The following is a 10,186-nucleotide window of genomic DNA, read 5'->3' on the forward strand; positions in this document are numbered from 1 at the left end:
GCTAGATTCATCCCCGAAGGGATTCCTCTCGCTCGACTTGCATGTGTTAGGCACGCCGCCAGCGTTCGTCCTGAGCCAGGATCAAACTCTCAATTTATAAGTTTAATCATTTGCTCATTCGTTGATTCTCTTTAGAATCGACTGGTTTCATTCCTCTGTTTAATTTTCAAAGATCATTTTCAACTTGTTTTGCCAACGTTTAGATATTATCATATTGAAAACATCTTGTCAACATTTTTTTGAAAATTTATTTGTCGTCTCTTTGGCTTTGTTTTGCTCTCTCGCCTGACGACATGTGTTATTCTATCACATAATAACTTCGCTATAATGCTATTGAGAACAATTATAAAATATTATCCCATTAATGCTAACTATTATTTAATATTTCTTCGTTTTTCGCATGTTGATACACTAGGACAAGTATATAATGCAATGCCATTTATCCTTTATAAATTAACATCAATATCACTTTGATTTGCTATTGTTTATTGTCATTGAACTCATATTTCATATATCGTAGTGTCGTATATTATAATATATGAATTTTATATATTATAATTAAGAAGTAGCATCAACCCCATATTGAAAATACATTATATATATTAATTATATTTAGTAACATATAATCATTAGTAGCTTTATCAATAGATATATTAGTAGGGAATTTTTTTTATAAAAATATCCAAAAAAATTGTTGACTAATAGGGATATGCGTATTATAATAAATCTTGTCCTAAAGATATGGATAACATTTATGCCGAAGTGGCGGAACTGGCAGACGCACAGGACTTAAAATCCTGCGGTGCTAAAACACCGTACCGGTTCGATTCCGGTCTTCGGCACCAAAAAAGGAAACTAAATTCAATTTTAAAGTTGAATTTAGTTTCTTTTTTTATTTTATATACTTTCTTACAATGAAACTTCTTAGTTAGAAAGACGTATGGAATTTGTACAAAATCAAAAATTTTGACTCATTTAGGTGGAATATAAGTTATTGTAAGCTTCGGCCAAAGTAACTATTTATATAGACAAACCCCAGCCAAAGCTAAGGATTACTTAACTTAACTTTAAAGCTTAATCTTAGTTACATGGAGAAGTGTAGTTAGCCATTACTCTTGCATTTACATCTAATGGTGAGCAAACGTCGCTGTTAGGAAGTATAATATTAAATACTCTAGTTACATCTCCACAACTTCCAGAACATCCGCAATTAGAACTTCTGCTCTCATAAACTAGATCATCACTTTCAGCAGATCTCATAGTTCCTTCTGCTTTTAAAGAGTCTTCTCTAGTAGCTATAAATGTTTCTGATTTATAAGCTAGTACTCTTCCAGCTGTATCTGTTATAATACAGCCCACAGTTAATTCTTTTCCATAACATACATTCATTAGTCTTACGTTTACTCTTAATAACCTAGACATATTATTAAGACTAGGTCCTAATCCAACAGTTCTACAAAGTTCACAAGCACCAAAGCGTACATTTCCGCTAGCTACAGCTCGCTCATCATTATAAAAACTTGCTAATCCTGCGTTTGTATTTATATCTTTACTATCAATATAATTGTTTTTACTCAATTACAGTCACCACCACTTCCTTAATAAATTGTTTATACTGTATTATATTAAGGAGTATGGAAATTTGTTAATGTTATTTCCAATTTGATTCAAAATATTGTTGCTGAGTATTCATATCATATTGAATTTCTATATCTGCGTCGCTATTTTTAACAGGTATGCTTATATTTTCAGGCTCTTCAATCTTATTTAGCTTTTCCCTTTTAGGTAAAATTTCTACTTCTTTATCTTTATTAACATCACTAGTATCAATAGGACCCACAAGTAATACAAGGGAAACATAAAAACCTCTGCTGCTTTCTTGAGTTACAATAGCATCCTCAATAAAAACTTTAGTAGTTATGGACTCACTACTGTGAGCATTGGTTGGTAGTATGCATGAAAAGTGTTTATAAAATTCTATAGTGTTAATAGGTTTAGACCCCTCATCTGCAACATAAACTAACTTTGTTGTTATAATACCATGAAGAAAGATTTTGTTCTCTCCTTGAGTGTATATTATTTTGTTTTCTACTACTTTTGTATCAAAGAAAATTTGTAATGGAGTTTCAATGCTAGGATTATCCTCTAAAAACGTAATACCATAAGTTTCACATATTTCTTTACGTGGGTAATGTAAGTTATAATAATTTAAATCATCTTGGGATATAACCCCTGATATTTCTATGTCATTAACTTTCATTTTTTACTCCTTTCATTTAAAGCTATTAAAGTTTTAATACTATTTTATGCACAATAATGGATTTTGTTATAAATTGTATATGCTAAGAAATTATAGCTCCTTCTAAGATTGTCCAATCAAAGGAGCTATATATACACTAGAAGTTAAAATCAATTGTTTTGGATCTAATACTTTTACAGAAATCTTATCTATTGGTACATAAACGTTTTTTACACTAATATCATTAAAAGGGTATTTTATTTCTGCTGAAAATGGTATTTTATAGTTTAATTCATGAACTTTTTTGTTAGAATTCTCAGCTATATAATTAATATCTATATTTCTAAAACCTATAATATTTACCTTACACCCCCTATCTGATTTTGTTTTTTTAAATATCTTTAAACTAATACTCATGTCTACACTCAATACCCTGGAAATTTCATATGGTATATATGATAGTTTAAGGATATTAGTTTCAGCTATTTTTGAATATGGAATATTTCTTAAGTTTCTAGAAATCTCCCTTGAGGATGTCAATCCATTAACTAATATCTTATTATCTTTCACTTGCTTTCCTCCTTAAGAGTTTTTATACTATATACTATGTTTTATTACAATAAATTCCACAGTATTATAAAAAAAGAAGACGTGATAATCGCCTTCTTTTTATTTTAATCCAAATTCCTTGCAAATTTCCTCAGAAGCTTCTACGTTTACATTTGCAAGAATTGAATGTTCTATATCTTTATGAGCTTGAGCTATAAAGCCCTTTTCCTTCTCTACTAAACCTAATTCATATAAATCTTTTGTAACATCCCCACGAAACAGCACATTCCACTCATCTTTTCTAACATTATCCTTAAAATCTTCGTATTCTTCTTCTCTTAAAACTTCACAATGTTCTCCATCATAGAAAATAGTAACTTGCTCATTCATAGCTATAATGTTTTCTACAAGCGAGTATATAGGACCCTTAAGATTATTAGAAGTTATTAATATTTTTAACTTTTCTTTTTCTGAAATTAATTTTATAAATTGAACTTTTGCCATACCTATGTCATTTCTAACCCATGTTTTGTTTTGTATTAAATTATCTATAGCTACACAGTAGTTCATAGATTTACCTCCCTCCTTTATAGTTCTACTTAAACTTTATCCGATGACTACCATCCGTAATACTCCCATCGCACTCTGTGAAAGCGACTCACATAAAATCAAAGATTTTGGTTCTCTGCTTTTCTACAAGTGAGAAATATTAGAACTCTTTAGCTTCAGCGATTTAGAGTTCTTATGCTGTGCATAACGGATGCTACGTCCCTGGATAAGTTCTTCTAAGCTTCAGTTGGAGTAAGTATTCCTTTTAATCAAACTCCATCTGAAACTAAGAATCTCTTGATCTAATAAGTAAGTATTCCTTATAAATAAGCTCCAACTAAAACTAATAATCTCTTAACTCTCAAAGTTTATTCTTCCTATTCAACTAGCAATCTATACAAAATAAAAAGAACTGAGGCTATTAAAAACCTCAATTCTTCTTTATTATGTTGTCAAAATAAAGAGCTAAGTATGTAGTAAAACCGCTCCATAAAAAGTCCTTATTTCACTACATACCTAGCTCTTCTTGTATTTTACATTATCTAAATATCTAATAAAACTATATTGTTATAATTTTAAACATAGATAGTATCAAAAGTACCGCTCCTACTAAAATCCTATATACAGCAAAAACTCTCATAGGTTTCTTCTGAAGGAACTTTATAAATTTTTCAATAACAATTAATGAAACTATAAAGGCTACTACAAAACCTATTGCAAGGGTTATTATCTCCATGTTTGACATAACTAGTCCACTTTTAATTAACTTCAATCCTGAAGCTCCTACCATCATAGGTATTGCTAAAAAGAAAGAAAACTCAGCTGCAACTACTGGAGACAATCCAGCAATCCATCCACCCATTATTGTAGATGCAGATCTTGACATACCAGGCCATAGAGCTAAGCATTGAAATAACCCTACAAATATAGATTGTCTTAATTTTATTCTATCTACAGATTTAGTTATGCTCTTTCTTCTAAACTTATTTTCAATAATTATCATCAAAATTCCGCCTACTAATAAGGCTGCAGCTACTGTTACTGGATTAAATAGTTTTGCATCTATAAAATCGTCTAATAAAAATCCTAACAATGCTCCAGGAATAGCAGCTACTACTATGTTTATCCAAAATCTTAAATCTGTGGTGTTCAGTTTAAATACACCCTTTACACTGTTCCAAAGTTTGTCCCAATATACAACTACTACAGCGAGTATTGCTCCTAATTGGATTACTACTTCAAATAAATTAGCAAAGGAACCTGTAAATCCTATTAAATGTCCCACAAGAATCATATGTCCAGTAGAAGAAACGGGAACAAATTCTGTTAATCCTTCTACTATTGCGATAATAATAGCTTTAAATATTAACAACACTAGACTTCACTCACTCTCTCATTTAATTACTCATTAATTATACTACGATTCCTTTCTAAAAAAAATGTTAATTTATTTCTTATACTCTATAATTACTTCTCTTATTAGTTTTTTACCATCCAAAGAAAATCTTATGTTGTTTTCGCCCTCTTTTAAGCTGAAAGTGAAGTAGCTCTTAACTTCCATCCACTCCATGTTATCAATGCTTATATAATACCCCTCAATGTTTGCACTATCCATAAAAGCTGCCCCATTCAAAATTATTTCATTATCACCATCTTTTTTATTTTCGCTATTATTCTTTGAAAATATTAAAGTAGGCATTTTATCTTTTTGTGCATTTTGCTCCTGTTGAATGATTCTAGGCGATTTATTAAACAGCGTGTCATTTTTTACAAATATAGTAGGTCTTATTATATCTCCTTCTATTCTTATTTCAGGTAATTGCTCTCCATTGATATATGTAATAAATGAATTGCTCTTTGGCATACCATATATATTATTATCAATTTCTATTGAATATGAATACATATAAGGTTTTAATTTTTTAATATACTTTTCTTTATTTTTTACGCCTTGAGTATTAACCCCTGCTAGTTGAGAATTTAAAACCTCAATAGCACTTAATGGGACACCATTACTCTCCATAAAACTATTATTTACTACATCTAGCATAATCCACTTATTATATTTATCACTCCATACTTCACATACTTTAAAATATGAATCTTCTCCATCAGCTTGGCTATTTTTTACTCTAAACTCTCCCCTTCTAGCAAATATCCCTAATGAAGCAGCACTTTGACTATAAACTATATTAAAGTCCTTATCTGATAAAGTATTGTTGTTTTCAGCCTCTTTTAGTATAGTTAATGCGTCTTTTTTAGTACTTAAACTACTTTTGCTATATTTCATCTTGCTATTAACCCAATTCATAAGTTTTATAGACTTTTCAAAATCATCTTTACTATCCTTCACAACTTCATCTAAATCATATTTAGTTCTTAATTTTTGTAGATTTGGATTATCAGCACCTTCATAGTAAAATTTTATGTTACTTCCTTCATAATAATTATCCCACTTAGTCACAAAAACACCCTTGTCAGCCTTTTGATTACCACATGCTACAAAAGTAAAAGAACAGGTAATTAATATAGCTGCCGCTATATATTTAAAGGTTTTTTTTATCAAACTAACCACCTCTTAACTATTTTATATATATTATATCGACATAAATACAAAAAAGCTAAGCCTCTTTCTTTTTGTTTATAACTATAGACGTTTGAATATTGCTTAAAAACTAGGGGCTATCTCGCTCTAGAAATCACTTTCTATTTTGAGACAGCCCCTATATTACATCAATAAAAATTATGCTTTATATGTTTATTTTTTTATAAGCTTTAATTCTACAGGAATTTCTTTTTCTACATTTTCACCCTTTAATATTTTAACTGCATTTTCTATTGATATACTTCCCATTAAGTCTGGTTGCTGAGCTATTGTAGCAGCTATTTCTCCACTTTCTACTGCTTTTACAGCATCATCATTTCCATCAAATCCAACCACTATTACCTCTTTTCCTATTAATGCCTTAGCAGCTCCTAATGCCATTTCGTCATTATGGCAAAATACAGCTTGGAAATCAGGATGAGCTTGTATTATATTTTCCATTACGCTTAAACCTTTTTGTCTATCAAAATCCGCTGGTTGACTTGCAACAACTTTAACTCCATCTTTTCCTGATAACCCATCATGGAATCCCTTTCCCCTATCTCTTGCCGCTGATGTTCCTGGTAACCCTTGAATTTCAACTACATTTCCTTTTTCACCTAGTTTTTCAATGATGAATTCTGCAGCCAATTTTCCGCCTGCCACATTATCTGAAGCGATGTGAGATGCTACTTCTCCGCTATTGGCATTTCTGTCTACTGTAACTACAGGAATTTTACTATCATTGGCTACCTTTATTGCATTTCCAACAGCGTCACTATCTGTAGGGTTAACAATTATAACCTTGGCACCTTTTTGTATTAGGTCTTCTACATTGGATCTTTCTGTAGCACCATCATTTCTGGAATCTAATACTATGAGTTCATATCCTAATTCCTTTGCCTTCTTTTCAGCTCCTTCCTTCATAGTTACAAAGAATGGGTTGTTTAAAGTTGAAATAACCATACCTATTTTTTTACTCTCTTCGCCTTTTGATGCACTATCTTTATCTTCTGATTTAGTACATCCTAGGAAACCTGCTGTTATTAAAACTCCTGCCAAAGCCAATGCTAGAATTTTTAAATTTCTTTTCTTCATTCTAGTCCCTCCTTTTAAATAATAATTTATTGAACAATAAATTATTTGCTTTTTCTATCTATCAAAACTGCTAAAAGTATGACCAATCCCTTTACTATGGATTGGTAGTATGCTGATACTCCAGCTAAATTTAGTCCATTATTTAAAACACCTATTATCATTGCACCTATAATAGTCCCAATGACTGTCCCCTCTCCTCCTGCTAAGCTTGTACCTCCAACTACCACCGCTGCTATAGCATCTAACTCAAAACCTGACCCTGCATTAGGAGATGCTGAACCTACTCTACTTGTAGTAATTACTCCGCTAATTGCCGCTGTAATTCCACATAATACATAGACAAAAGTTTTAACTTTATCTGTGTTTATACCTGAAAGCCTTGCCGAATCCTCATTTCCCCCTATGGCGTATACATATCTTCCATATCTAGTTTCATTTAATATATACCATGCTATAAAAAGTATAATTCCTGTTATTATTGCTGGTACTGGAATATATCCACCTATTTTTTTGTTACCTATTTTCATAAATGCATCTGATAAACCTGATATAGGGGTTCCGTTAGTATATACCACAGTAACTCCTCTAAATATAGTCATAGTAGCAAGGGTTACTATGAAAGCTTGTATCTTCCCTCTTGAAACCACTAATCCATTCATTAAGCCTATAGTGGCTCCAATGGCTACAGCTACTATTAAGGATAAAAATATATTGTTTGTTGATTTTATTAAACTAGCAGAAACTGCTCCTGATATGGCTAATGTAGATCCTACAGATAAATCAATTCCCCCTGTTAAAATAACAAAAGACATTCCTATTGCTAATATTGCATTAACAGAAACCTGAGTAAAAACATTCATTATATTAGATATGCTTAAAAATCTTGGTGTTAATATGGAAATAACAACACAAAGTACTATTAATCCTAAAAGGGATTTGAATTTTAGAAGAAGACCCTTTACACTACTTTCCATTTATATTTCTCCTCACTTCCAATATCCCGTGTACTTATTCCACAAGATACTGTATTTTTTAATTTACAGCACTTATTGCATATTTCATAACCTTTTCCTGTGTAGCTTCTTCTCTATGTAACTCTCCTGATAATCTTCCTTCACTCATAACTAGTATCCTATCACTTATTCCTAATACTTCAGACATATCTGAAGAAATCATTACTATAGCTTTTCCCATACTTTTAAGCTCATTTAAAACCTCATATATTTCTTTCTTTGCTCCCACATCTATTCCCCTGGTAGGTTCATCGATTATAAGTATTTTAGGAGAAATCATAATCCATTTTGCTATTATAGCCTTTTGCTGATTTCCTCCACTTAATTTTTTAATTACTTGATCTAAGGAGGGAGTTTTTACTGACAATTTTTTTATATAATCCTCTACATCTTTAATTTCCGCTTTCTTATTTATTCTTTTCATGGAATTTTCATATCTTTTCAAATTACAAAGACTAATATTTTTCCCCACTGACATATTCAATATAAGACCTTCTTTCTTTCTATCCTCTGATAAATAAGCTATTCCATTTTCTACTGCATCTTTAGTGGAGTTTATATTTACTTTTTTACCTTCAACATATATTTCTCCACTGTTCTTTTTATATTCTCCAAATATGGCTTTAGCAACTTCCGTTCTCCCAGAGCCCATTAAACCTGCTATTCCAAGTATCTCTCCTGTTCTAACTTCAAAAGATACATTTCTTACTTTGTTTTTGTAACTTAAACCTTCCACCTTTAGAAGAGCTTCCCCCTTTTCAACTTTTTTATAAGGAAATTGTTCCTCTAATTTTCTTCCAACCATCATAGCTATTAATTTATCTTTTGTAACCTCTTTTACTTGAACCTCTCCTATGTACTTACCATCTCTTAGCACATTTACCCTATCACATATTTGGAAAATTTCTTCCAATCTATGAGAAATATATATTATAGAAATTTCTTGAGCTTTTAATTTTCTTATAACCTGAAACAGTCTTTCCGTTTCCACATCTGTTAAGGCAGTTGTAGGCTCATCCATAATAATCAATTTAGATTTTTTTGAAATCGCCTTAATTATTTCTATCATCTGCATTTCCCCGATGTTTATATCTTTAACTAATGTATCAACATCTAGGGTGAACCCTATGGTTGATAAGAGATTTTTACTTTCTTTCTTCATATAATCTTTATCAAGTTTATTAAAAACACCTTTACACTTTTCATTTCCTAAAAAAATGTTTTCATATATTTTTAAGTTAGGAAGCAAACTCAATTCCTGATGAATTATAGATATACCTAATTTTTCTCCATCTTTTATTCCGTTTATATGAACTTCTTCTCCATTAATAAATATGCTTCCTGAATCTTTTTTATATACACCACACAATATTTTCATCAAAGTAGATTTTCCTGCCCCGTTCTCCCCTAAAAGTGCTAGAACCTCTCCTTCATAAACTTTCATTTCTACATCCTCAAGAGCTTTTACCCCTGAAAAGTGTTTAGAAATACTTTTCATCTCTAAATAAGGGGTCTTTTTTAACTTATTTTCTTCCATTAAAAAATCACTCCTGATTTTAATATTATATTTGCATAAGGTGTTTGCTCTCCAGTTCTTATAACAGCTTTGCACTTCTTAAGCCTTTCTTTTAATTCTTCATGGGTAATAAAATTTATTTTTATCTGTCCTAATTCTTTTTTTACCTCTTCATAAAACTGTGGACTTACTTTTTTAGTTTCATTAGCGATTTCTACTTCTTCTACTTGTAGTTCTAGTAGTACAGCTTTTAATGTTTGCATAAAAGTAGGTATATCCTTTATAAGAGCTAAATCTATTCTTTCAGTTTCCTTAGGTATAGGGAGACCACAATCTCCTATAGCTATGGCATCTGTATGTCCCATTGTAGAAATTACGGACGATATTTTATGATTTAAAATTCCTATTTTTTTCATTAAATCTCCCCCTAAAAAGCTTGTTGCTTCCTTATATATATTCTTATGGGACAAGTTATAAAAAAATGACAATAGGATAAAACCTATTGTCATTTTTTTATATTGATATGCTCCCCTTGAGGTAGACAGATTAAAAAATAAAAATCTGTCACTAGAAAGGGGAGTATTTTTATGTCCAGAAGAACTAAATATACAGCAGAAGAAAAGTATGAAATTTTAATG

The 10,186-nt window shown here is 30.8% G+C and carries 10 protein-coding genes, 1 tRNA gene and 1 rRNA gene; 1 reads left to right on the forward strand and 11 read right to left on the reverse strand.

Features of this window, described 5'->3' with window-relative positions; genetic code table 11:
* Nucleotides 1–97: ribosomal RNA gene (locus KQI86_RS19790) — 16S ribosomal RNA — on the reverse strand; the annotation flags it as partial.
* Between the two features lie 659 nt (nt 98–756).
* Here KQI86_RS19790 and KQI86_RS19795 point away from each other — a divergent pair.
* A tRNA-Leu gene (locus tag KQI86_RS19795) sits at nt 757–845 on the forward strand.
* Between the two features lie 235 nt (nt 846–1,080).
* Here the strand turns inward: KQI86_RS19795 and KQI86_RS19800 are convergent.
* The 10 genes from KQI86_RS19800 to rbsD all read right to left on the reverse strand — a co-directional run bounded on the left by KQI86_RS19800 (nt 1,081) and on the right by rbsD (nt 9,964).
* Nucleotides 1,081–1,578 (reverse strand): hypothetical protein, encoded by a 498-nt coding sequence (locus tag KQI86_RS19800; protein WP_216441142.1) that lies wholly within the window; start codon nt 1,576–1,578, stop codon nt 1,081–1,083.
* A 73-nt stretch (nt 1,579–1,651) separates the two neighbouring features.
* Entirely contained in the window at nt 1,652–2,260 is a 609-nt protein-coding gene (locus KQI86_RS19805) for a hypothetical protein (RefSeq protein WP_216441143.1), read from the reverse strand.
* Nucleotides 2,261–2,362: 102 nt separating this feature from the next.
* On the reverse strand, nt 2,363–2,809 hold the full coding sequence (locus KQI86_RS19810) for an SPOCS domain-containing protein (RefSeq protein ID WP_216441144.1): 447 nt from the start codon (nt 2,807–2,809) through the stop codon (nt 2,363–2,365).
* Nucleotides 2,810–2,908: 99 nt separating this feature from the next.
* Nucleotides 2,909–3,358: a hypothetical protein gene (locus KQI86_RS19815; RefSeq protein WP_216441145.1), complete on the reverse strand. Its 450-nt coding sequence runs from the start codon at nt 3,356–3,358 to the stop codon at nt 2,909–2,911.
* 538 nt (nt 3,359–3,896) lie between these two features.
* Nucleotides 3,897–4,712: an undecaprenyl-diphosphate phosphatase gene (locus KQI86_RS19820; protein WP_216441146.1), complete on the reverse strand. Its 816-nt coding sequence runs from the start codon at nt 4,710–4,712 to the stop codon at nt 3,897–3,899.
* Between the two features lie 72 nt (nt 4,713–4,784).
* On the reverse strand, nt 4,785–5,903 hold the full coding sequence (locus KQI86_RS19825) for a transglutaminase-like domain-containing protein (RefSeq protein WP_216441147.1): 1,119 nt from the start codon (nt 5,901–5,903) through the stop codon (nt 4,785–4,787).
* 192 nt (nt 5,904–6,095) lie between these two features.
* Nucleotides 6,096–7,019 carry a ribose ABC transporter substrate-binding protein RbsB gene (rbsB, locus tag KQI86_RS19830; protein ID WP_216441148.1) on the reverse strand — a complete coding sequence of 308 codons (924 nt, stop codon included), beginning with the start codon at nt 7,017–7,019 and terminating at the stop codon, nt 6,096–6,098.
* Between the two features lie 41 nt (nt 7,020–7,060).
* Nucleotides 7,061–7,993, reverse strand: a complete 933-nt coding sequence (locus KQI86_RS19835) for an ABC transporter permease subunit (protein ID WP_216441149.1) — start codon at nt 7,991–7,993, stop codon at nt 7,061–7,063.
* A 58-nt stretch (nt 7,994–8,051) separates the two neighbouring features.
* A complete protein-coding gene (locus KQI86_RS19840; RefSeq protein WP_216441150.1) occupies nt 8,052–9,569 on the reverse strand; it encodes a sugar ABC transporter ATP-binding protein in 1,518 nt (505 codons plus the stop codon).
* The gene (rbsD, locus tag KQI86_RS19845; RefSeq protein ID WP_216441151.1) at nt 9,569–9,964 is read right to left on the reverse strand and encodes a D-ribose pyranase; all 396 of its coding nucleotides are present in this window, start codon (nt 9,962–9,964) and stop codon (nt 9,569–9,571) included. The genes KQI86_RS19840 and rbsD overlap by 1 nt, the downstream gene beginning before the upstream one ends.
* Nucleotides 9,965–10,186 lie beyond the last annotated feature (222 nt).

Origin of the sequence: Clostridium mobile (assembly GCF_018918285.1) — a bacterium.
GTDB classification, from domain to species: Bacteria; Bacillota; Clostridia; order Clostridiales; family Clostridiaceae; genus Clostridium_AW; species Clostridium_AW mobile.

Excerpts from the sequence above, each read along its gene's own strand:
- KQI86_RS19805 (WP_216441143.1), bottom strand. The coding sequence starts at position 2,260 with ATGAAAGTTAATGACATAGAAATATCAGGGGTTATATCCCAAGATGAT.
- rbsB (WP_216441148.1), bottom strand. The coding sequence starts at position 7,019 with ATGAAGAAAAGAAATTTAAAAATTCTAGCATTGGCTTTGGCAGGAGTT.
- rbsD (WP_216441151.1), bottom strand. The coding sequence starts at position 9,964 with ATGAAAAAAATAGGAATTTTAAATCATAAAATATCGTCCGTAATTTCT.
- KQI86_RS19815 (WP_216441145.1), bottom strand. The coding sequence starts at position 3,358 with ATGAACTACTGTGTAGCTATAGATAATTTAATACAAAACAAAACATGG.
- KQI86_RS19835 (WP_216441149.1), bottom strand. The coding sequence starts at position 7,993 with ATGGAAAGTAGTGTAAAGGGTCTTCTTCTAAAATTCAAATCCCTTTTA.
- KQI86_RS19840 (WP_216441150.1), bottom strand. The coding sequence starts at position 9,569 with ATGGAAGAAAATAAGTTAAAAAAGACCCCTTATTTAGAGATGAAAAGT.